The following is a 22,190-nucleotide window of genomic DNA, read 5'->3' as shown; positions in this document are numbered from 1 at the left end:
CACCGCCTAGAATTCGTCGTTGGAGTAATGAAGGTGACGAATGGAAGGAAAGGCGATGCCCCAAGAAGAGAGTGTACTGCGCCTCGGCCGCGACGAGGCCCTCGAGGCGGCGAGGCTTTGGCAGGAGTGCGGCGACGCGCGCGAGTTCGCGTGCAGGGTGCTGGGCGGCGTGATGAACGCGCTGATGGACTCCGAGGCCCAGCAGATGTGCGGCGCGGGCCGCAACGAGCGCAGCGACGGCAGGGAGAACAGCCGCAACGGCTACCGCCCCAGGTCGCTCAAGACCGCCGTGGGCGACGTGGAGCTCGAGATACCCAAGCTCAGGCACGGCACCTACTACCCCGAGGGCATGCTCGCGCGATGGTCGCGCGTCGACACCTCGGTGGCCTCCATCGTGCAGGAGATGTACGCGTGCGGCGTGTCCACCCGCAAGGTCGAGCGCGTGGCGTCCAGGCTGGGCATATCCTCGCTGTCGAGCTCGGAGGTCTCGAGCCTCTGCTCCGACCTCGACGCCGAGGTGGAGGAGTTCCGCCGCCGCGACCTTTCGGGCACGCCGTGCTGCTACCTGTGGCTCGACGCCACCTACATGAGCTGCAGGGTCGGCTCGTCGGTCGTCTCGCAGGGCGTCGTGACCGCGATCGGGCTGGGCGCCGACGGGCGCAAGCACTTCCTGGGCTGCGACGTGGTCGACACCGAGAGCGAGGACTCCTGGGCGGCATTCCTCGGCGGGCTGCGCGAGCGCGGGCTGGCCGGCGTTCGCCTCGTGGTCTCCGACAGCCACGCCGGGCTCGTGGCCGCCGTCTCGCGCCTGTTCCAGGGCTGCGCCTGGCAGCGCTGCGTGACGCACCTGCAGCGCAACCTCCAGAGCGCCTGCTCGGGCAGGCCCGAGGACTCCAAGGCGGCCGTCAGGGACCTCGTGCACGCCGCGGTCTACCAGGACGACCCCGACCTCGCGCGCTGCGTGTGGGCCGAGGCGGCGCCCTGGGTGGCGTCGGTGTCCGCCAGGGCCGGCGAGGTCTTCGAGCGGGCCGAGGACTCCGCGCTGGCGTTCACGGCCTTCCCCAGGGCGCACTGGGCCAAGCTCCGCACCAACAACGTCCAGGAGCGCGCCAACCGCGAGATCAAGCGCCGCTACAGGGTCGTGCAGTCCTTCCCCTCGAGGGAGTCGATGCTGCGCCTGACGTGCGCGAGCCTCATGGAGACCGAGGGGCAGTGGTCCCAGCAGCGCGTGTTCTCCGAGGCCTCGGCCGCCGAGGGCTTCGCCGGGCCCGCGGACAGGCCGGCCCCGACAGAGGGGAGGCGCCGCGCGCTCGGGCGGCGCGCCGGGGAGATAGTGGACGAGATAGTCGAGAAGCGCGGTCTCAAGAAGGAGTAACATCGGGACTTGCAGCGACGGACCTCAGGACACTCTTACACCACGTCTGCGCGCGCGACCAAGATGGTGGCGCAAGCCGCCGAAGAGAGGGAACTCCTTCCCGCCATGCAAGCGAACGTCGATGCTGCCCAAGCCAAATACGACGGGGCCATCAACCGGGTAAGCGAGCTCCAGGCAGAATTAGACAAAAAACTTGAGATGCTTAAGACACTCGAAGCACTCGGCTACGAGGAGTTTGTCGAAACTACTAAACAGCAAATAAGGCAGTTGCAAAATGAGATGGTAGGGGCGAAATCGCATGTAGGCCATTGCGAAACGGAGCTAAGAGAGTGCCAGCGCTGCCTCAGAAGTCAGGAAGGACGAGTTAATGACTGTGAACGTTCTGCAGAGAAATATGAAGCCCATAGCGACCAGTTCATAGCCTGGCGAGATACGCTCCTCGACAATTTGAAAAAAGCGCAAACGGCCTATGACGACGCCTGCAAGGCATACGAAGAGGCGAAAGCCGCAGCAGATAAGGCCGCCTCGCCCGAGATAACGCGACCGACCGAGACAACACCTCCCTCCGGCTCGGCGCAACCGGCCGAGACGACACAGCCCGCCAGCTCGCCCGCGACCGGCAAAGACGCCGCACCGAGCTCCGCCAAGCAAGCGAACGCAAGCAACGGCAAGCAAGCGAATACGACCGCCGACAAGCTCGCAAACACAGGCGACCCAGCGCCAAGCGCAATCGCACTAGCAGGAATCGCCGCCATGGGCCTCGGAATAACCGCCGCAGCCACCCGCCGCATCAAGTGCTCAAAATAGCCTCCGACCCTTGAAATGAGGTGCCGAGATGAACGACATTCTCGCAAGAAGAGCAAGACGAGCAACTATGGGCATCGCCCTCTCCGTGGCGCTTGTCGCAGGAATCGCCCCCGTAACGGCGATTGCGGCAGAAACGAGCTCCCCCATCGATGCAGTTGCCTTGCAGACGGAAGATGCGGCCGCCGCAAAAGACAAAGCGTATGCAGCCATGCAGGAAGCGCTCAAAAACCTCGAAGCCGCAAAAGAGGCCGCAAGTCCCGAGAAACTTGCGGAAATCGATGATGACATTGCCGCATTTCAAGAACTCTACGACATGATAGTGGCGGAAGCCGCCAAATGGAGGGAACCCCTTCCCGCCATGCAGGCGAATGTCGATGCAGCCCAAGCCAAATACGATGAGGCCCACAACCGGACAAGCGGCCTTCAGGCAGAATTAGATAAGGCACTTGAAGCACTCGGCGACGAGGAGCCCAGCACAGCTATTAAGGAGCATATTAAGCAGTTGCGCAGTGAGATCATGGCGGCAGAAACGCGAGAAAAATCTTGTGAAGATGATCTTCACCACTACCAACGCCGGCTCGAAAGCCAGGAAAAACAGGTTCAGCATTTCGAAAGTGAGGCGAAGGAAGTCAAAGCCCGCATCGACGAGGACATAGCCAAGCGAAATGCGCTCACCGACGATTTGGAAAAGGCACAGGCGGCCTATGACGACGCCTGCAAGGCATACGAAGAGGCAAAAGCAGCAGCTGATAAGGCCGCCTCGCCCGAGATAACGCGACCGACCGAGACAACACCTCCCTCCGGCTCGGCGCAACCGGACGAGACGGCACAGCCCGCCGGCTCGCCCGCGACCGGCAAAGACGCCGCACCGAGCTCCGCCAAGCAAGCGAACACAAGCAACGGCAAGCAAGCAACTACGACCGCCGGCAAGCTCGCAAACACAGGCGACACAACGCCAAGCGCAATCGCACTAGCAGGAATCGCCGCCGCAGGCCTCGGAATAACCGCCACAGCCACACGCCGCCTCAAGAACTCAAAATAGCGGCCAACGGTTATTGTCTTCGCCAATCCACAAGCCAAGAGACAAAAAGAGGCCCGTTTCCCCAACCCAGGGAAACGGGCCTCTTTAACTGCAAAAATTCAAGCTGAGTATTTGCTCGCTTGAGCACTGTTGAATATCGCGAAACAGCACCGCCGATATCGCGCTTGGGCACCGGGGCCGACACTGGCCCCGGTGCTTTTTTATTGCTACCGGTCTATCCGCGGCGCTGCCGCATGTTGGCCTCGCCCATGTCGACCCAGACCGCGTTGTGCACGATCCTGTCCATGATGGCGTCGGCATGCACCCCGCCGCCGAGCCTCGGGTGCCAGTCCTTCTTCTTGAACTGGGTGCAGAATACGGTCGAGGCCGTGCCGTACCTCAGCTCCATCAGCTCCAGCAGCATCGACCTGAACTCGGTGTCCGGCCTGTCGAGCAGCCACTCGTCTATCACGAGCAGGCCGAACGCCCCGTACTTGCGGACGAGCTTGCGCTCGCCGCCGGGCCGGTCACGGCTCTCGCGCCAGAGGTCCTCGAGGTCGGGCTGGCGGACGTAGCACGACCTCACCCTCCTGGCGCAGGCGGCCTTCGCGAGCGCGCAGGCCAGGTAGGTCTTGCCCGTGCCGGTGAGGCCCTGGAGAACCACGTTCTCGCCGCGCCCGACGAACCCGCAGGTCGCGAGCTCGGCCACCGCCACCCTGTCGAGGCCGCGGCCCTCGAAGAAGTCGACCGAGCGGACGTCGGCCTCGGGGTACCTGAGGCCGGCCCTCCTCGTCAGGTTGCGGACCTTCTGCGTGATGAAGTCGGAGTGCGCCTCGTCCACCGCCATCTGGACGCGCTCGGCGAACGCCATCCCGGCGCACACGGCCTCGTCCTGGGCGGAGAGGGCGGCGAGCAGCTCGGCCGCCCCCATCTCCCTGAGCTTGCGGGCGGTCTCCGCGTTGACGTCCATGCTCACTCCTCCCCGTAGAAGCCGGCGCCGCGCACGTAGCCGCAGTCCCCGGACGCCTCGCCGGCTGGCGCCCTGTCCTGCCCCGACCTCAGCACGGGCTCGACGTCGCGGTAGCGCGGCGACCTCTTCCCGGTCGCGAGCGCCATCCCGCACGCCCGCTCGAGCCTCGCCGGGGTGTAGCGCCTGGACAGCCTGAGCACGGCGAGCGCGGCGTGACGCCGGTCCTCGCGAGCTCGCGGTGGACGCGTGCCCAGTCGGGGTCGGCGTGCACCGGCCCGGCGTCGCCCCTGCCGGGGAACAGCAGCGCGTAGGCGGCCTCCTCGGACATCCCCTCGACGTCCTCCCAGGAGACGCCCCGCTCCCTCGCGGCTTCCAGCACGTCCTGGACGCTGTGCTTCGAGACGTGGGCGGTGCGGGCGATCGCGTTCTGCGAAAGCCCGTTCACCGACCTCAGCCTCAGGACCTCCCTGGCCCTGATCCTTCTCGCCATGTGGAACCTCCTCGTTCTCTGGACTGCATGGCAGCCCGAGCGTAACGGGATGCGCGGGAAGGCATTTAATGGCGGTGCCGAACGGCAATATTCGGTCGGGTGGGCGGCGGTGCTGATTCGCAATATAGGTGGTGTCGAAAGGGCCTAGGACTCATTCAAGCAACAGCACCGCCGTCTCTTGAACCACGTAGCCATCAATGCCCAGGCAACGCCAGCAAGCAGCACAAAACACGGGATTCAATTCTGCAGCTTGCGCCGTTGAACTCCACGAGCCTGCCCGTGTAGACGAGCCTGTCCACGACAGCCGCCGCCATCTTGTCGTCGCCGAACACGGTCACCCACTTGCTGAACTCTATGTTGGCCGTGACGATCATGCTCTGCCTGCCCTCCGGCACCGACATCACCTGGAACAGCAGCCTCGCGCCCTCGATGTCCAGCGGCACGTAGCCCTGCTCGTCCAGGATGAGGAGTTCGCGGCGGGGGCGACGCTCTCCGGGCTGCTGCCGCGTATCTCGCGGCGTAGAAAGGAGTGAGTACCATGACCAGCGCGAAGAAGATTTACCTCGCCGTGGCGGGCGGGCTTATTGCCGCGGGCATCGTTCTCGCGGGCATCGGCTTTATCGCCTCAGGCCGCGATCAGGCCGTGCTCACGACCCAAATCGACATGCGTGACAACACCATCGTGCTCGGCGGCGTCGAGGTGGACGAACCCGAGGGCATCCCGTTCATCAGCCGGCTCGCCATTCTTGGCGAGATCGACACCTCCGACGTCGCCGACCCCGCCGCGCCCTAGGCGCAACGAGCCCGGGCACTCCGTCCGCTAATTTAATTGAGATGGATCGCTCCTACTACGCGAACATTGAGGTCGGGCAGCGCAATGTCAGCCTTTCAAATCTCAAGAAGATTGCCGACGGCTTTCACATCACCATTTCGGAGCTCATGCGCGGTGTCGAGTAGATGATTCTCATCTGACTTGGCTCGTTCATGTTTAATCTGTCTCGTTAACCGAAATATGCAAATCTGGTTAATCAAATAATTGGAATCTGGTTAAATGAAAACTGTAAATTTGGTTAAACGCGCTGGTAAGCAATGGTGAAAACTATGCCAAATAAGTACTACGCTAGAATTATCGAAAATGAGCTCGACCAGATGCTTGGGATATTCGGTGCCGTTCTCATCGAAGGACCTAAATGGTGCGGGAAGACAACCACGGCCGGGACCCGTGCGGCGTCCAGGCTCCTCCTCATGGACCCGTCGCGCAACTTCGAGAATCGCTTCCGTGCCGAGACGGACCCGGCGCTTGCCGTTTCCGGCGAGGTGCCGCGGCTGATCGACGAATGGCAGGAGGTTCCGAAACTTTGGGACGCGGCGCGGTTTGAGTGCGACAACCGCGGCGGCGAGCCTGGCCAGTTCATATTTACGGGGTCGGCGACACCGCGAGACAATGAGCGGCCGATGCACAGTGGCGCTGGAAGGTTCGCTAAATTGCGCATGGACACCATGACGCTTTTCGAACTTGGGAAATCTAGCGGTGCGGTTAAGCTGTCGGGCATCATTTCTGGCGAAAAGTTCAGGGGCGCCTTCGGATCGATGGGTTCTGCCGAGATCGCCGAGCGCATCGTTTGCGGTGGATGGCCGGCGTCGATTGGGCGTGACGCGCGAATTGCGTCCGCGACGGCAAAACGATATATCGAGATAGTCGCTGAGGAAGACATCCCCCGCGTCGATGGCTCTCGACGAGATCCTGAGAAAGTGAAAGCCGTCATCGCGTCGTTGGCGCGCAACGAATCCACTCTTGCGACGCTCAAGACGCTTGTGGCCGATTTGGGTGGCGACGTATCGAGACAAACAGCGGCATCATACATATCCCTTCTTAGCAGATTGAGTTTCGTCTGCGATATCCCCGCATGGAATCCCGCGATGAGATCTCCGGTGCATCTGAGGGAGGCGCGTAAGCATCATCTTGCCGACCCGTCGCTTGCAGCGGCTGCGCTCGGGGCGACTGTGGAGACGTTGTTGTCAGACTTCAAGACACTTGGGCTGCTTTTCGAATCGTTGGCGCTCCATGATCTATGGGTCTATGCGAGGGCAAACGGAATGGGCCTTTATCACTATCACGATTCCCGCGATCTTGAGGTCGACGCTGTCATAGCGGCTCCAGGTGGGATGTGGATTCCCGTTGAGGTCAAGCTCAGTTCCGCTCAAATCGAAGAGGCATCTGACAATCTTGTTGCCGTCGAAGAGCGGATGGTTGCTGCCGGAAACACCCCGCCGGTTTCTAAAGTAGCGATTATTGGATTTGGTTCACAAGCCTATGTTACCGACCGCGGCGTCCAAGTTGTTCCATTGGACGTTCTCGCGCCGTAACGCTGCGGGCGAAGTGAAATCGACGCATCTTTTAGATTTCTTCAATTTGTGCGTAAACCAACAATGCCGTAATTACGCTATGTCGTTAGTGCGAACATCGCATCTTCAGTAGTCGAAGCTCGTTCGCAAACGGACCTCTTTACTTGCAAAAAAGGAGACAGCACCGCCGTCTCATGAACCACGTGGCCACCGCGCTTCCGGCAACGCCAGCAAGCAGCACAAAGCACGGGATTAAATTATTCAGATAAATGCGCCTTTACGGGTGATTTTTGGACGATTTGGCCCGGCCGGCGGCACGATATTTGGTAGTCGAGCGATCCCGCAGGCGCAGCCGAGGACCAGCGAGACACCAAATGCCTCGCCGCCGGCCGGGCCATGTCGCGGTAACAAAAAAGCGCCCGTGCGTTCGATGGATTCGGATGCCCGACAGAGGCTCCTTATGGCTGCTTCCTTCCGGACCTGACCAGATTCGGAACATGTCGTCATCCGAACCCATCGAACGCGCTAGGCGCTCGGTATATCTTACCTGCTCCCGCCCACCAGAGCAAGGTAGCTAATTTGGGATGGGGCTTTTTTGACCACTTTTTTGACTGGAGGGGCATCAGGGTGGCGAAAGTAGTCAAGTAAGCCCCATCCTAAATAGACTGATCTGGTGCCGTGCCACGAAAAGGGCCTATCTACTACGTTTTGGGGTGGCGCGCGCAGACGTGGTGTAAGAGTGTCCTGAGGTCCGTCGCTGCAAGTCCCGATGTTACTCCTTCTTGAGACCGCGCTTCTCGACTATCTCGTCCACTATCTCCCCGGCGCGCCGCCCGAGCGCGCGGCGCCTCCCCTCTGTCGGGGCCGGCCTGTCCGCGGGCCCGGCGAAGCCCTCGGCGGCCGAGGCCTCGGAGAACACGCGCTGCTGGGACCACTGCCCCTCGGTCTCCATGAGGCTCGCGCACGTCAGGCGCAGCATCGACTCCCTCGAGGGGAAGGACTGCACGACCCTGTAGCGGCGCTTGATCTCGCGGTTGGCGCGCTCCTGGACGTTGTTGGTGCGGAGCTTGGCCCAGTGCGCCCTGGGGAAGGCCGTGAACGCCAGCGCGGAGTCCTCGGCCCGCTCGAAGACCTCGCCGGCCCTGGCGGACACCGACGCCACCCAGGGCGCCGCCTCGGCCCACACGCAGCGCGCGAGGTCGGGGTCGTCCTGGTAGACCGCGGCGTGCACGAGGTCCCTGACGGCCGCCTTGGAGTCCTCGGGCCTGCCCGAGCAGGCGCTCTGGAGGTTGCGCTGCAGGTGCGTCACGCAGCGCTGCCAGGCGCAGCCCTGGAACAGGCGCGAGACGGCGGCCACGAGCCCGGCGTGGCTGTCGGAGACCACGAGGCGAACGCCGGCCAGCCCGCGCTCGCGCAGCCCGCCGAGGAATGCCGCCCAGGAGTCCTCGCTCTCGGTGTCGACCACGTCGCAGCCCAGGAAGTGCTTGCGCCCGTCGGCGCCCAGCCCGATCGCGGTCACGACGCCCTGCGAGACGACCGACGAGCCGACCCTGCAGCTCATGTAGGTGGCGTCGAGCCACAGGTAGCAGCACGGCGTGCCCGAAAGGTCGCGGCGGCGGAACTCCTCCACCTCGGCGTCGAGGTCGGAGCAGAGGCTCGAGACCTCCGAGCTCGACAGCGAGGATATGCCCAGCCTGGACGCCACGCGCTCGACCTTGCGGGTGGACACGCCGCACGCGTACATCTCCTGCACGATGGAGGCCACCGAGGTGTCGACGCGCGACCATCGCGCGAGCATGCCCTCGGGGTAGTAGGTGCCGTGCCTGAGCTTGGGTATCTCGAGCTCCACGTCGCCCACGGCGGTCTTGAGCGACCTGGGGCGGTAGCCGTTGCGGCTGTTCTCCCTGCCGTCGCTGCGCTCGTTGCGGCCCGCGCCGCACATCTGCTGGGCCTCGGAGTCCATCAGCGCGTTCATCACGCCGCCCAGCACCCTGCACGCGAACTCGCGCGCGTCGCCGCACTCCTGCCAAAGCCTCGCCGCCTCGAGGGCCTCGTCGCGGCCGAGGCGCAGTACACTCTCTTCTTGGGGCATCGCCTTTCCTTCCATTCGTCACCTTCATTACTCCAACGACGAATTCTAGGCGGTGTCCCCGTCCTTTCTTGAAAGGGCGGAGGCGGGGCATGCCCCGCCTCTTACACCACATCTCTGTGCGCTACCCGTTTTGGTCACAGAGGTCAACCATAGCGTGCTTTTTCGAAAATCGGCAAGCTTTCTACCTGCACTGATAATTGTCCTTGGGGGAAGCGGGCACTGCGGGGCGCGGCAACGGCGCGCGATTTCCGCGTCGCAGCGCTACCCTGATGCTGAATGCCGGGACGATGACCCACTGACCTGCTGACGCCTCTTCGGCCGTCCTCAAATCCGACCTGTCTCGCCCCGGCATCCGCGTCCCGGAGTCCTGCCATGACCTAATAGGAGCATGAGCGCGGACAATCGGACAAGCCAATTGGATTGTAGCGCTCCCGTCAGTGCAATGTCTGGGAGACCCGGGCGCGGGGCAGGCGGCAGACCGAGGGGAGCGAAAATGGAAGGCGAAACGGTCATCGCGGGCGTCGACACGCACAAGGACGTGCATGTCCTGTGCCTGCTCGACGGCCTCGGGAGGAAGATCTGGAGCGGGAGCTTCGGGGCCGACCCCGAGGGCTACGACAGGCTGGCGGAGGCGATAGGCGACCCGGGGAGCTGCATGGTCGTCGGCGTCGAGGGCACGGCATCGTACGGGGCCGGGCTGACGAGGAGGCTCGTGGAGCTCGGGTACAACGTCGTCGAGGTGCTCAGGCCCAAGAGGGACAAGGCGAGGCCCGGCGAGGGGAAGAGCGACCCGCTGGACGCCGAGCGCGCGGCGCGCAAGGCGGCGTCCGGGAGGGGCTGCTCCGTGCCGAAGTCGCAGGACGGCTGGGTCGAGGCGGTGCGCCAGCTCTACGTCGCGCGCAGGCTGGCCGTCGCGACGTCCACGTCCTGCGTGGCCTGCGCGAAGTCGATGCTCACGACGGCCCCGGGCGCCCTGAGGGAGCGGTTCAGGGGCCGCGAGCGGCCGAAGGACCTCATGCCGCTGCTCGCGCGCGGGAGGAAGGCGGGCGACGCGCTCGAGGAGAGCGTGCTGGCCTCGCTGCGGTCCGTCGCGGCGGTCTGGAAGGAGGCCCGCAGCCAGGTCGAGTCCCTCAACGAGCGCATCCGCGCGCTGCTGGAGGCGAACGCGCCCGCGCTGCTCGGCATCGAGGGCTGCGGCACGACGACCGCCGCCGCCCTGGTCGTGGCCGCCGGCGACAACCCCGGCAGGCTGAAGGGCGAGGCGGCGTTCTCGATGCTGTGCGGCGTCTCCCCGATCCCCGCGTCGAGCGGGAAGACGGAGCGGCACAGGCTCAACCGCGGCGGCAACCGGCAGGCGAACTGGGCGCTCTACGAGATCGCGATCAAGCGCATGACGTACGACGAGAGGACGAGGAGGTACGTGGCGAGGCGGACCTCCGAGGGGAAGTCCCGGCGGGAGGCGGTCCGCTGCCTGAAGCGCTACATAGCGCGGGAGGTGTACCGCGTGCTCATGGACCCGAATCCCGACGGCGCCGCGCCGGAGGGCCCCGAGCTCGCGAAGATGCGCAAGGCGATGCGGGTGACTCAGAAGAAAGCCGCCGCGGAGCTCGGCCTGTCCGCAGCCACACTCGGGCACTTGGAACGGGGGAAACGGCGGTCGACGAAACTGGAGAGGAGGTATTACGAGCTCCTGTGCGAATTGGAGAGAGCGCTCCCGCAAACTGCCTCTTGACAACTTATAGGAGCGTCGGTTTTGTTTTTGCAAATTCCGGGATGGTCGAAGGTGGCCGGTTTAACGTAGTAGATGGTCGCATTTCGTGGCAAACGGTCCGACCCAAGACCCAAGGCAGCCAACCTCGAATGGCCATTCTCGAAGTTGCGGTGGAATACGGACTGAATTGGCACCTTAAAGGCAATAACACTCCGTATTTCACCGCAACTTATCGAGGGGATGGGTTTTAGAGGCGAGCGAGGTCGTAGGCTTGGGCGGCTGACTCACCGGCGAAGATGAGGTTGGTTGTGGCTTCTTGAGGATTGAGCGCCTGGTCGAGGGGCATGGGCTTGCGGCAGATCGGAAGCACCAAGTCGATGCCATGCTCACACACCGCATCCAGGTTGACGGCGCGACCGCCCACGACGGCGACCACCGGCTTGCCATATCGCTTGGCGCGGCGAGCCACACCAACCGGCGCCTTACCGGCGGCGGACTGCTCGTCCATATTGCCCTCGCCCGTTATGACTAGGTCGACATCGCATACGCGCTCGTCAAACCCAATCAGATCGAGCACCGTCTCCACGCCCGAGCGTAGCTCCGCACCGAGCACCAGCAACGCCGCGCCCAAGCCACCGGCAGCGCCCGCGCCGGGCACGCCAAGCACCGAGCCAAATGTCCGTGCGTTCTCGGGTGTGCGCAACAACCCCTGGGCTCGCGCCTCGAAAATTGCCGCATCGAGCAGGCGACCGTAGCCGACCATCCAGCCGTCGTATCTGCACAGCACCTCGACATCATCCGCCGGCAGGCCCTTCTGCCCGCCAAACACCGCCAGTGCGCCTCGACGCCCCACGAGCGGATTCTCGACATCGGAAAGCACAACGATACGAGCATCATCCAAAGCCTGCAGAGCTGGCGCCAAATCAACGCTCGCCACCTGCTCAAGGCCGGCAAGACCGGGGGCGACATCGCATCCCTGATCATCGACCACACGCGCGCCCAGCGCCTGCAGCATGCCGGCGCCACCGTCGTTGGTGGCACTGCCGCCCAGACCAATATAGATAGTCTTTGCCCCGGCGCGAACCGCACGGAGCATCAGCTCGCCCACGCCATAGGTCGAAGCCGCGAGCGCCGCCGATTCCGTGCAGGGTGAATACCCAATACCCGCCGCCTCGGCCATCTCAATTACAGCCGAGTCGCGCTCGCCGTCCACCAGCATCCGGGCAGACACGCGGTCGCCCAAGGGGCCTGCCACCTCGCAGGTCACAATCTCACCGCCGCACGCGGCAACGGCATCGAGCGTTCCCTCGCCACCATCTGCCAGCGGCAATGCGCGCACCTCGGCATCGGACCACACACGGCGCACGCCTTCGGCAACCGCCGCCTCCGCCTGCGCACTCGAAACGCTGCCCTTAAAGGAGTCGATCGCCAGCAGCACACGGCGGGGCCGGCGGCACGCAGGACCAAAGTCAACCGCCGTGTCAGCATCCTCACCGGCACCTGCAAGCGCTGCGGCGTGAGCGGCGTGTGCTTCAAGATCGGCCCCACAACCGCAATCAGCGCCGCCCGCTCCGCGCAGACCGCCAAAATAGTTACTCAGCAGCTCGCGACATTCATCCGCCAGGACCCCAGCCGTCACGTTAAACCGATGATTCAGGCGCGAGTCGGCATTCAAATCGTATAGGGATCCCAGCGCGCCCGCCTTGGCATCAGCCGCGCCATACACGCAGCGCCCCACGCGCGCGTTGACCATAAGCCCCGCACACATGCAGCAGGGCTCGAGCGTCACGTAGACCGTGCAATCGGAAAGGCGCCAGCGACCGAGCGACCGAGCGGCAGCGCACAGGGCCGCGAACTCTGCATGAGCCGAAGGATCCTGATCGAGCTCGCGCCGATTGTGCGCCCTCGCGACGATCTCGCCGTCGCGCACCACTATGGCACCGATGGGCACCTCGCCCACCGCCGCGGCGGCGCGCGCCTCCGCCAGCGCCTCGCGCATGAACTTCTCGTCGATTTCGGTGATCGTCATCGTTCGCCTTCCCTGTTGCAAATTCAAAACGATGCTATCATTACGACTCACGGAGAGATGGCAGAGCGGTTGAATGCGGCGGTCTTGAAAACCGTTGAGCGCGAGAGCGTTCCGGGGGTTCGAATCCCCCTCTCTCCGCCACTTTTAGTGATGCACCGGCGTCATGGTCCGCTCAAACAGCGCATCGACCACGTCGGCCATCTCGGGTCGACGCTCAAGATCGTGGCCCGATTCCCACCATATCGTGAAAAGTCGAATAATACCGCCGGCGACAAACTCAGACGTCGTCTCGAGTGACACGGGGGCCAGGGCATCCTCGGCAAGCACGTTCATCACACGCTCGCGGATGGAGCGGGCAATACGGTCGCAAATAACGTTGGTCAACATGCCCGACATGCTGCTTGCCAAAATGTTATCCATGAGCCGCTCGTGCGTCAGAATCAAATCCATAGCATCGTCCAAAATCGCGTGCCGAAGCGCGCGCACGTCCTCGGCAGATACCGCGCCGGCCTCATCGGGCTGTTTTTGCGGCAAGCCCGACATGAGCTCATCGATATAAAAGGCAAAGTAATCGTTCTTGTCGCGAAAGTGCTTGTAGAACGTCGTGCGGCGAATCATGGCGCGGTCGCACAGCATGGCAACCGTCAGGTCCTCAAAACGATGCTCCTCGAGAAGCTCGGTGAAAGCATCGAACAGGGCGCGGTAGGTTTTCTTAATGCGAAGGTCCACTGGTATCGCCATCCTCAGGGCAAAGACAACACTCGTCAATCTGTCGCATATCTTACACCTGTACCTCGCGCGCTTTGCCCTGGTGCCAACCCCGCCGAAAACATAACGCTTGCCGGAAAGTTCGGCACGGCAAAACGTTGCGGGTATACTAGTAGCGTTATACCAACGGCAGCTGGCGCATGCCGCCGCGGCCATTCGAAACGGAGACATCATGATTACCGTCATCATCGGCATCGTTGTTGTCATTGTGATTGTCTGCGCCATCGCCGGCATCTACAACAACATGGTCACCAAGCGTAACCGCATCGATAACGCCTGGCAGAACATCGATACGCAGCTGCAGCGCCGCAACGACCTGATCCCCAACCTGGTCGAGACCGTCAAGGGCTACGCCAAGCACGAGCAGGAGACGCTCTCCGCCGTGATCAGCGCGCGTAACACCGCCGTCAAGGCCACCACGCCCGAGGCCAAGATGGAAGCCGACAACGTGCTGACCGGTGCGCTGCGCCAGCTCTTCGCCGTAGCCGAGGCCTATCCCGATCTTAAGGCAAACACCAACTTTACGCAGCTGCAGGCATCGCTCGAGGATACCGAGAACAAGATTAGCTATGCACGCCAGAGCTACAACGATTGCGTGCTCAGCTACAACAACGCCATTCAGACGTTCCCGGCTGTCATCTTTGCCGGCATCTTCCAGTTTAAGGAGCGCCAGGGCTTCGAGGCCGCCGAAGCAGCCCGTCAGGCCCCGACCGTCAAGTTCTAGTAGTTTGACAGCGCATCCTTAATCGGCTAAATGCATAAACCGCCCCGTCGAATGCATACTTCGACGGGGCGGTTTCCTTTTTCGCGAAGGTCCCCCTCTAAGCGTCGTGCATTTTTAGGAGTATTCAACATAACCAAGGGCTTCGGGCGCCACGATAAATGCCAAAGACCGCGAATATCCCTGCAAATCAAGCGCTGCCAGCCCATAACCCCGCCCATCATCCGTAGAAAACATCGAGAACTCCCGATTTTTTGCCCGAGGTCGGTATGCAGGGGCCTTCGATTGCAGAATACTCGCAAAAATGCACGTCGCCACCACCCCCACATGGCGCAAACCAAAACAAAAGCGCGGCCTTCCTTTCCGGCGCACTCCGCGGGACGAAAAAACCTCCGCCGCACGAAGTGCGCAGCGGAGGTTCTTTCATGTCCGAGGACGCGCCGGAAAGGAAGGCCGCGCTCGGGCCGGACAGCTAAGACAGATTACGCGACGACGTAGACCCAGTCGTGCTTATCCTCAACGGCACCAGACTGGATGCCGGTCAGGGTCTCGCGGAGCTTCTTCATCACGGGGCCGATCTCGGTGTAGCCAGCCGGGAAGGTCACGGTCTCGTCGGCGCCGTAAACCTTGTTGTCGATTTCGCCAACCGGAGAGATGACGGCAGCGGTGCCGCACAGGCCGCACTCCACAAAGGTGCCGGCCTTGACCTCGGCCCACTCGACGGGGCGCTGGTCAACGGTCATGCCCAGGTCCTGAGCAACCTGAACGAGCGAACGACGGGTGATAGAGGGCAGGATGGAGTCGGTGTGCGACTGCGGAACGACGAGCGTGCCATCCTCTTTCACGAACAGGACGTTGGCGCCACCGGTCTCCTCGACATAGGTGCGGGACTCGGAGTCGAGATACAGGTTCTCGGCATAGCCCTCGCGATGGGCCTCCATCGTGGGCTTAAGGGACATGGCGTAGTTCAGGCCGGCCTTGATGTTGCCGGTGCCGTGCGGTGCAGCACGGTCATACTCGGAAACGCGCAGCTTGACGGGCTTGAGGCCGCCCTTAAAGTACGGACCGACCGGGGTCACGAGAATGCGGAACGTGTACTCAGGAGCGGGAGCCACGCCGATCACGTCACCGGAGCCGATCATAAACGGACGCACGTACAGGGTCGCGCCGGAACCGAAGGGCGGAACCCAGGCGGCGTTGGCAGAAACGACCTGCTTGACGGCCTCAACGAACTTGTCCTTGGGAAACGGGGGCATCTCGAGGCGCTGGGCAGAGTTATACATACGCTCAGCGTTCATGTCGGGACGGAAGCAGACGATGCTGCCGTCCTCGGCGGTGTAGGCCTTCAGGCCCTCAAAGACCTCCTGGCAGTAATGGAAGATACCGCCGCACTCGGAGACATGCAGGGTGTGGTCGGTGGTCAGGCCGCCCTCGTCCCACTCGCCATCCTTCCAATGAGCCTCGTAGCTGTAATCGGTCTTCATGTAGCCAAAGCCGAGGCTACCCCAATCGATATCCTTCTTCTCGACAGTCATATGTCGCTCCTTACATACACAGTTGCATACTCGCGAACCCGCACGCAAGGACCGAGGCCGACCGCGTCGCAACGTCGCACGCCCGGAGCGTAGAGCCGGACGGGACACGCGAGCAGCATCAAAGCCGATGGCACGTCGATTCGCATGCACGAGATTGTACTCCCCGCACGCGTCTGATAAAACGCTTTTCTTTAACTAAGTAAAGTATTTTCATTTGACCGAAGCAAAGAGGCCAGCCACCGTAAGCGGTGACGGGCCTCAACTGTACGGTCTGCGCGCTGGCTCGAGCTAGGCGTTCTATTTACCCAGCTTGGCCTTAACCAGACCGACCACGGTCGGGATGATCGACACGGCAACGATGCCGATAATCAGCAGCTCAAAGTGCTCTTGCACAAAGGGAATGCCGCCAAAGAAGTAGCCCAGCAGCGTAAAGACCGTCGACCAGGTAATGCCGCCCAGCACGTTAAAGACGACAAAGTTGCGCCAGTGCATGCCGCCCATGCCAGCGATAAAGGGCACAAAGGTGCGGATAAACGGGAAGAAGCGACCCAGGAAGATGGCCAGGTGACCCCACTTGTCCAAGAAGTCCTCGGACTTTTTGATGCGCTCGGGCGTCATGGCCTTGACCTTGCCCGAAGCGATGATCTTGCGGCCAAAGAAGTGACCGATCATAAAGTTGCACTGATCGCCCAAAATGGCAGCGGCCCATGCGGTGGCCAGAAGCGCCACGATGTTAAAGCCGCCGTTGTGGGCAAAGAAACCCGAGGCGAACAGCAGCGAATCACCGGGAAGGAACGGGAAGAACACCACGCCCGTCTCGATAAAGATGATCAGGAACACGCAGCCGTAGGCCATTAGCAGGCCGGCGGCGATCCAGCTGGCGATCGCGGTGCGCGGGTCCTTAAGCAGCTCGGCAATAAAATTGATGAAACCCATGAAGTAAAACCTCTCAGTTGTGGGCGCGGATACGTCCAAGTTGACCAGTATACGGTTGCGGTGCCCCCTCGTGCGCAACCCCACAAAAGCATGACTCCATTACCAGCAAGTTTGCATAACTGACACTTGTAGCGCAAAGCCGCCAAGATTGTCCTTTTTAATCCCTAGCGAATCGCTATACTTTATTGAATCGCATTGCCATGGCGCTAAGGGAGGGCGGCCGGTGAGCTTTATCAATACCATTCGCGAGGACATCAAGACCGTCCAGGCGCAGGACCCCGCCGCGCAAAACGGTCTGGTCATCTTTCTTTCCTATCCTGGCCTGCACGCCAAGTGGAACCACGTGCCCGAGCACTGGCTGTGGGAGCACGGTCATCGCTCGCTCGCCCGCGTGCTCTCGCAAATCACCCGCCACATCACCGGCGTCGAGATTCACCCTGCCGCGCAGATTGGCAAGCACTTCTTTATCGACCACGCCATGGGCGTCGTCATCGGCGAGACCACCATTGTGGGCGACAACTGTGTGCTCTACCAGGGCGTCACGCTCGGCGGCACCGGCAACGAGACCGGCAAGCGTCACCCCACCCTGGGCAACAATGTCACGGTGGGCACGGGCGCCAAGGTGCTCGGCAACATCCGCATCGGCAACAACGTCAAGATCGGCGGCAACTCGGTCGTCGTTAAGGACGTCCCCGACAACTGCACCGTCGTGGGCGTGCCGGGACGCATCATCAAGCGCAACGGCTGCCGTGTGTTCGAGGAGAGTTTCGACGCCAAGCAGCATCGCGAGTACATGCCCGATGACGCCGCCGAGCAGTCCGCCCTCAACCGCCAGGGCATCACCGAGAATGCCCGCCGCGTCAAGGAACTCGAGCGAGAGGTGGCCGAGCTCAAGGCCCTCGTCGCCAAGCTCGTGGACGAACGCTAGGAACGCAAGCGGCACAAAACGACATCGGCATCAACGCAAAGGCGCGCCAGGGAATTCATCCCCGGCGCGCCTTATTTGTGATGTGGCAAAGAGACTGTCCCTTTGTCACATTATGCGAACTGGCTCAGATAGAGGTCGGCGTAGGCACCCTCGGCAGCCAGCAGCTCCTTATGCGTGCCCTGCTCGATAATGTTGCCGTGATCCATGACCAAGATCAGGTCGGCGTCCACGATCGTCGACAGGCGGTGCGCGATCACAAAGCTCGTGCGCCCGCGCATGAGCGCGTCCATGGCACGACCGATGGCAAGCTCGGTACGCGTATCCACGCTTGAGGTCGCCTCGTCCAGGATGAGAATCGCCGGGTTATTGAGCAGCACGCGTGCGATGGTCAGCAGCTGACGCTGGCCCTGGCTGATGCTTTCGGCATCGTTGGCCACGCGCGTGTCATAGCCCTGCGGCATGGTGCGCACAAAGAAGTCGACCTGCGCGGCGCGCGCAGCCGCCACGATCTCCTCACGCGTCGCCTCGGGACAGCCGTAGGCGATGTTTTCGGCAATCGTGCCATCGAACAGCCAGGCGTCCTGCAGCACCATGCCAAACTGCTGCCGTAGCTCGCCGCGGTCCATGCGGCTCGTATCCACGCCGTCGAGCGTAATACGCCCGCCGTCAATCTCGTAGAAGCGCATGAGCAGGTTGATGAGCGTCGTCTTGCCCGCGCCCGTGGTTCCCACCACGGCAATCTTCTGGCCCGGCTCGGCGGTAAACGACACGTCGTGCATAAGCGGCTTGTCGGGCGAATAACCAAAGCGCACGTGCTCAAAGGAGACGCGACCCTCAACGCGACCCGGCAGCTTGGCGGCCTCGTCCGGCAGCGGATCGGCCTCCATCTCGGGCTCATCGAGCAGGTCGAACACGCGCTCCGCACTCGCCAACGCGCTCTGCAGCGAGTTGAAGGTAAACGACAGCTGCGTCATGGGTTCGGACGCCTCGTAGATAAACTGGAAGAACGCCTGGAACACGCCGACGGTCATGTGACCGGCAACCAGCATGCTGCAGCCCACCAGCGCGATCACGATCTGCGCCAAACGGCCGATAAAGCGCACCGCAGGGCCGACGGCATTGATCATAAAGTCGGCCTTGGCACTCACGCGTGCCAGCTCGCCCGAGGCCTGGTGCACCTCGGCAGAACTTTGGCGTTCGCGGTTAAACGCGCGGATCACCAGACGGCCCGAATAGCCTTCCTCGACCGCACTCGTAATCTTGGACACCCACTCCTGGCGCTCGCCCGTCACATCGTGTGTGCGGCGCGAGACGACCTTCGTCACCAGCAGCGACAGTGCCGTAAAGAACAGAAAGACGAGCGTAAGCTGCACGCTGAACACGAACATCACGCTCACAGCACCAACAACCGTGCCGATCGACACGAGCAGCTGCAGCAATCCGCGCTGCATGCTCTCGGACATCTTGTCCAGGTCGTTGGTCGCGCGGCTGACGACCTCGCCGGGACGATGCGCGTCAAAATAGGCGAGCGGCAGACGGTTGAGCTTTTGCGCGATGCGGTTGCGCAGGCGCAGATTGAGACGCTCAGCGACGCTCGACATCAAAAAGCTCTGGAGCGCATAGAACGAGGCAGCGGCAGTCCAGATCATAAAGTAGACGAAAATGGTCTTGCCGCAGTTCTCCCAGGTGATGCTGAAAGTGGTGTCGTTGGCAAACGCCACCTGAATGTGGCCCCACAGCTCATCGATCACGCGGGCGCTATATGCCGGCGCGGCGGTGTTAAAGATGACATAGAACACAATGCTCGCGAACACGATATAGAAGCGCCAATGGTCGCCGGCAGCCTCACTCCACAGGCGGCGCACCGTCGCCCAGGTATCCCGAGGCGTCTCGTCCTCGTCTTCGTCGTCCACGTCGCGCATACGCTCTGCCTCGGCGCGGGCGCGCTCGTCCTCGGCACGTTCGTTTTCCTCGTAGAGCGCTTGGCGGCGAGCCTCGCGCTCCGCCGCCTTGGCGGCTTCGTCCAGGTCGGGCGCGACGCCCGTCTCCTCGACTGTCTCTACAACCGCAGCGCCATCGACGATGCCCTGCTTCTTGAGCTCCTCGGTCATGCTACTCACCTCCCTTCATCTGCGATTCCGCGATTGCGCGGTACACCTCGCAGGTTTCCATGAGCTCGTCGTGCGTGCCTAGGCCCACGATCTCGCCGTCTTTGAGCACCACGATCTGATCGGCATGCAAAATAGTCGAGATGCGCTGGGCGATGATGAGCACCGCGGCATCGCACGTCTCGTCCTGCAGCGCATGGCGCAGTGCCGCATCGGTCTTAAAGTCCAGGGCCGAAAAACTGTCGTCGAAGATATATAGATCGGCATGCTTCATGAGTGCGCGGGCAATCGCCAGGCGCTGGCGCTGACCACCCGAGAAGTTCGTGCCGCCCTGGGCCACCGGCGTATCGAGCCCCTGGGGCTGGTCGAGCACAAAGGTGCTCTGGGCAACCTCCAGCGCATGGAGCATGTCAGCCTCAGTCGCGTCTTCGTTGCCAAAGCGCAGGTTGCTCGCCACCGTACCCGAGAACAGCCATGCCTTCTGCGGCACATAGGCGATACGCCCGCGGATGTCGTCTTGCGAAAGGTCGCGCAGATCGATGCCATTCAGGCGAATGGCGCCCTTCGTGGCATCGTGGAAGCGAAGCAAGAGCTTGGCCACCGTCGACTTGCCCGAACCCGTCGAGCCTACAATCGCCGTGGTCTGGCTACGGCGACAGGCAAAGCTCAGGTCGCACAGGGTATCCTCGTCGGCATCGTCAAAACGGAACGACATGTGGTCGAACACGGCCACCGCGTCGGCACCGTCAACAGACTCCGCCGCGCACGTGTCCAGCGTGCGCTTGCCGTCCACGATGCTCGGCTCAATCTCCAACACCTGCTGCGCACGGTTCAGGCATGCGGCGGCGCGTGGGAGCGTCAGAATCACCATCTGCGCCGTCATCACAAAGAACAGGATCAGGATCGCGTACTCCAGCACGGCCGAGATGCTACCGATTTGCATGGCGTGGACGCCCACGCGGTTGCCGCCCACCCACAGCACCGCCACCTCGGCGATATTCATCAAAAAGAAGCTGGAGCTGTCGAGACCCACAAACAGGTGGTTGACCTTGATGGCATTGGCCGCGTAATCGCTAAACACCTCGTCCAGGCGCTGCTCCTCGTGGCGCTCCTTGTTAAATGCGCGGATGACGCGCACGCCCACGATGTTCTCGCGCAGCACCACGTTCATGCGGTCGATAAAGCTCTGCAGGCGCATAAAGATCGGCGCGGCGTTGGCAACGGTAAAGACCGCCGCCACCAGCACGATCGCAACCACCACGCCCAGCAGCGTACCCATGGCGGGATCGATGAACCAAGCAAAAATGATGCCTGCCACGGCCAAGAACGGCACCGGCAGCACCAGCTGAATCGTCTGAAGGACAGCTTGCTGAATCACGTTGATGTCGTTGAGCGAGCGCGTGATCATCGAACCCGTGCCAAAGCGCTCAAAGTCGCTGGCGGACAGCTCGAGCGACTTGTCGTACACGGCATTGCGGATATCGCAGGCCACGTTGGCGGCCAGGCGCGCCGAAAGATAGCAGCCCAGCACCGTGCCGCCGCTGGCCATGCCGGTCGCGATAAGCATGTACAGGCCGTTGCGTAATATATAGTCGACATCACCCGTGGTAATACCGGTGTTGACCATGTTCGCCAGCATCGTGGGAACCAACAGCGTACCGACGTTATCTATCAGCACCGCAAACAGCGTCACCGCAATCAGACCGCGGTACGGCCTCATAAACCTCATTAAGAGTCGCATGCGTCCCCCTCGCCCTTATCGTCAGTCTCGTTCTCGGCGGCCACTTGCCGTTTAAATGCCTCGCACTCTTCGTTAAGAACATGGGAGAACTTACCGACCAAGCGCATGATCTCGCACTGTTCCCACGGCTCGAGCGCCTCGAATGCCTGTTGCTCGGCTTTTTGCGCCGGCAACGCGTAGCGCTTGGCAAACCGCACGCCTTCTTCGGTCAGTCGTACAACCTTGTTTTTACGACTGCCCTCGGCAAACTCCAACGTCGCAAGCCCTCGCGCCCTAAGCGTTTTAATCGCCGAATTGATGGTCTGTTTGCTGTAGAACCATTCACTCGTCAGCCGACTCACGGCAACGCTTCCGCCCGCTGCACTCGTGTCGACGAGCATCCAGTAGGCGCAGTCCGAAAGGCCGCAGGCGCGCGAGAACTCCGAATAGATATGGTCGAGTCCATTGAGCAACCGATCGAAGTCGACCAGCGTAACCGCACTATTCATCTATCCCACCATTCAATTGTCCGATTTTTGACCAATTATGTGTCTCTAGATTAGTCCGAGTTTTGACTATCGTCAACAGGCTCTCCGCAAATGCGTGCATTTTTATGGCCTATCGGCAGAAAAA

General features: G+C 62.2%; 19 protein-coding genes, 1 tRNA gene, 1 other RNA gene and 1 pseudogene. 11 read left to right on the top strand and 11 right to left on the bottom strand.

Going from position 1 to position 22,190, the window contains the following annotated elements:
• The first annotated feature begins 55 nt into the window (after nt 1–55).
• From OIL77_05190 to OIL77_05180, 3 genes are all read left to right on the top strand, one after another.
• Entirely contained in the window at nt 56–1,375 is a 1,320-nt protein-coding gene (locus OIL77_05190; GenBank protein ID HJI44800.1) for an IS256 family transposase, read from the top strand.
• Nucleotides 1,376–1,438: 63 nt separating this feature from the next.
• Nucleotides 1,439–2,182, top strand: coding sequence for a hypothetical protein (locus OIL77_05185; GenBank protein HJI44799.1), 744 nt, complete (start codon nt 1,439–1,441; stop codon nt 2,180–2,182).
• Between the two features lie 28 nt (nt 2,183–2,210).
• Nucleotides 2,211–3,224, top strand: coding sequence for an LPXTG cell wall anchor domain-containing protein (locus tag OIL77_05180; GenBank protein ID HJI44798.1), 1,014 nt, complete (start codon nt 2,211–2,213; stop codon nt 3,222–3,224).
• A gap of 214 nt (nt 3,225–3,438) precedes the next feature.
• Here the strand turns inward: OIL77_05180 and OIL77_05175 are convergent, their stop codons facing one another.
• The gene (locus OIL77_05175; protein HJI44797.1) at nt 3,439–4,173 is read right to left on the bottom strand and encodes an ATP-binding protein; all 735 of its coding nucleotides are present in this window, start codon (nt 4,171–4,173) and stop codon (nt 3,439–3,441) included.
• Nucleotides 4,174–4,583: 410 nt separating this feature from the next.
• Here OIL77_05175 and OIL77_05170 point away from each other — a divergent pair, with 410 nt between their 5' ends.
• Nucleotides 4,584–4,811, top strand: a complete 228-nt coding sequence (locus tag OIL77_05170; protein ID HJI44796.1) for a hypothetical protein — start codon at nt 4,584–4,586, stop codon at nt 4,809–4,811.
• A gap of 46 nt (nt 4,812–4,857) precedes the next feature.
• Here the strand turns inward: OIL77_05170 and OIL77_05165 are convergent.
• A pseudogene (locus OIL77_05165) lies at nt 4,858–5,142 on the bottom strand (ATP-binding protein).
• A gap of 59 nt (nt 5,143–5,201) precedes the next feature.
• On the opposite strand from OIL77_05165, the gene OIL77_05160 reads away from it, so the two are divergent.
• The 3 genes from OIL77_05160 (at nt 5,202) to OIL77_05150 (ending at nt 7,030) form a co-directional block, all read left to right on the top strand.
• Nucleotides 5,202–5,456, top strand: a complete 255-nt coding sequence (locus OIL77_05160; GenBank protein HJI44795.1) for a hypothetical protein — start codon at nt 5,202–5,204, stop codon at nt 5,454–5,456.
• A gap of 41 nt (nt 5,457–5,497) precedes the next feature.
• Complete coding sequence (locus tag OIL77_05155; protein ID HJI44794.1) at nt 5,498–5,620, top strand: helix-turn-helix transcriptional regulator; 123 nt, start codon at nt 5,498–5,500, stop codon at nt 5,618–5,620.
• A gap of 144 nt (nt 5,621–5,764) precedes the next feature.
• Nucleotides 5,765–7,030 carry a DUF4143 domain-containing protein gene (locus OIL77_05150; protein ID HJI44793.1) on the top strand — a complete coding sequence of 422 codons (1,266 nt, stop codon included), beginning with the start codon at nt 5,765–5,767 and terminating at the stop codon, nt 7,028–7,030.
• A 403-nt stretch (nt 7,031–7,433) separates the two neighbouring features.
• Here the strand turns inward: OIL77_05150 and ffs are convergent.
• Together ffs and OIL77_05140 are read right to left on the bottom strand one after the other, a co-directional pair.
• Nucleotides 7,434–7,529, bottom strand: an RNA gene (gene ffs / locus OIL77_05145) — signal recognition particle sRNA small type.
• A gap of 252 nt (nt 7,530–7,781) precedes the next feature.
• The gene (locus tag OIL77_05140) at nt 7,782–9,101 is read right to left on the bottom strand and encodes an IS256 family transposase (protein ID HJI44792.1); all 1,320 of its coding nucleotides are present in this window, start codon (nt 9,099–9,101) and stop codon (nt 7,782–7,784) included.
• 493 nt (nt 9,102–9,594) lie between these two features.
• Between OIL77_05140 and OIL77_05135 the strand changes: the two genes are divergently transcribed.
• Entirely contained in the window at nt 9,595–10,833 is a 1,239-nt protein-coding gene (locus OIL77_05135; GenBank protein HJI44791.1) for an IS110 family transposase, read from the top strand.
• Between the two features lie 226 nt (nt 10,834–11,059).
• Here OIL77_05135 and tadA read toward each other — a convergent pair whose 3' ends face one another.
• Nucleotides 11,060–12,841, bottom strand: coding sequence for a tRNA adenosine(34) deaminase TadA (gene tadA / locus OIL77_05130; protein ID HJI44790.1), 1,782 nt, complete (start codon nt 12,839–12,841; stop codon nt 11,060–11,062).
• A 51-nt stretch (nt 12,842–12,892) separates the two neighbouring features.
• Between tadA and OIL77_05125 the strand changes: the two genes are divergently transcribed.
• Nucleotides 12,893–12,982 (top strand) — tRNA-Ser (locus OIL77_05125).
• Between the two features lie 3 nt (nt 12,983–12,985).
• Here the strand turns inward: OIL77_05125 and OIL77_05120 are convergent.
• Nucleotides 12,986–13,570: a TetR/AcrR family transcriptional regulator gene (locus tag OIL77_05120; GenBank protein ID HJI44789.1), complete on the bottom strand. Its 585-nt coding sequence runs from the start codon at nt 13,568–13,570 to the stop codon at nt 12,986–12,988.
• A gap of 211 nt (nt 13,571–13,781) precedes the next feature.
• Here OIL77_05120 and OIL77_05115 point away from each other — a divergent pair, with 211 nt between their 5' ends.
• A complete protein-coding gene (locus OIL77_05115; protein ID HJI44788.1) occupies nt 13,782–14,333 on the top strand; it encodes a LemA family protein in 552 nt (183 codons plus the stop codon).
• Nucleotides 14,334–14,812: 479 nt separating this feature from the next.
• Here OIL77_05115 and OIL77_05110 read toward each other — a convergent pair whose 3' ends face one another.
• The gene (locus OIL77_05110; GenBank protein ID HJI44787.1) at nt 14,813–15,865 is read right to left on the bottom strand and encodes a branched-chain amino acid aminotransferase; all 1,053 of its coding nucleotides are present in this window, start codon (nt 15,863–15,865) and stop codon (nt 14,813–14,815) included.
• A gap of 297 nt (nt 15,866–16,162) precedes the next feature.
• The gene (locus OIL77_05105) at nt 16,163–16,801 is read right to left on the bottom strand and encodes a VTT domain-containing protein (protein HJI44786.1); all 639 of its coding nucleotides are present in this window, start codon (nt 16,799–16,801) and stop codon (nt 16,163–16,165) included.
• Between the two features lie 223 nt (nt 16,802–17,024).
• Here OIL77_05105 and cysE point away from each other — a divergent pair, with 223 nt between their 5' ends.
• Nucleotides 17,025–17,729: a serine O-acetyltransferase gene (cysE, locus tag OIL77_05100; protein HJI44785.1), complete on the top strand. Its 705-nt coding sequence runs from the start codon at nt 17,025–17,027 to the stop codon at nt 17,727–17,729.
• A gap of 110 nt (nt 17,730–17,839) precedes the next feature.
• Here cysE and OIL77_05095 read toward each other — a convergent pair whose 3' ends face one another.
• The 3 genes from OIL77_05095 to OIL77_05085 are packed head-to-tail and all read right to left on the bottom strand — an operon-like array spanning nt 17,840 to nt 22,066.
• Entirely contained in the window at nt 17,840–19,840 is a 2,001-nt protein-coding gene (locus tag OIL77_05095; protein HJI44784.1) for an ABC transporter ATP-binding protein/permease, read from the bottom strand.
• 1 nt (nt 19,841) lies between these two features.
• Complete coding sequence (locus OIL77_05090; GenBank protein HJI44783.1) at nt 19,842–21,566, bottom strand: ABC transporter ATP-binding protein/permease; 1,725 nt, start codon at nt 21,564–21,566, stop codon at nt 19,842–19,844.
• On the bottom strand, nt 21,566–22,066 hold the full coding sequence (locus OIL77_05085) for a MarR family winged helix-turn-helix transcriptional regulator (protein ID HJI44782.1): 501 nt from the start codon (nt 22,064–22,066) through the stop codon (nt 21,566–21,568). Before OIL77_05085 ends, OIL77_05090 begins: the two co-directional genes overlap by 1 nt.
• Nucleotides 22,067–22,190 lie beyond the last annotated feature (124 nt).

The organism is Coriobacteriaceae bacterium (assembly GCA_025993015.1).
Taxonomy (GTDB): Bacteria; Actinomycetota; Coriobacteriia; order Coriobacteriales; family Coriobacteriaceae; genus Collinsella.
This window is presented reverse-complemented; position numbering and strand designations above follow the sequence as displayed.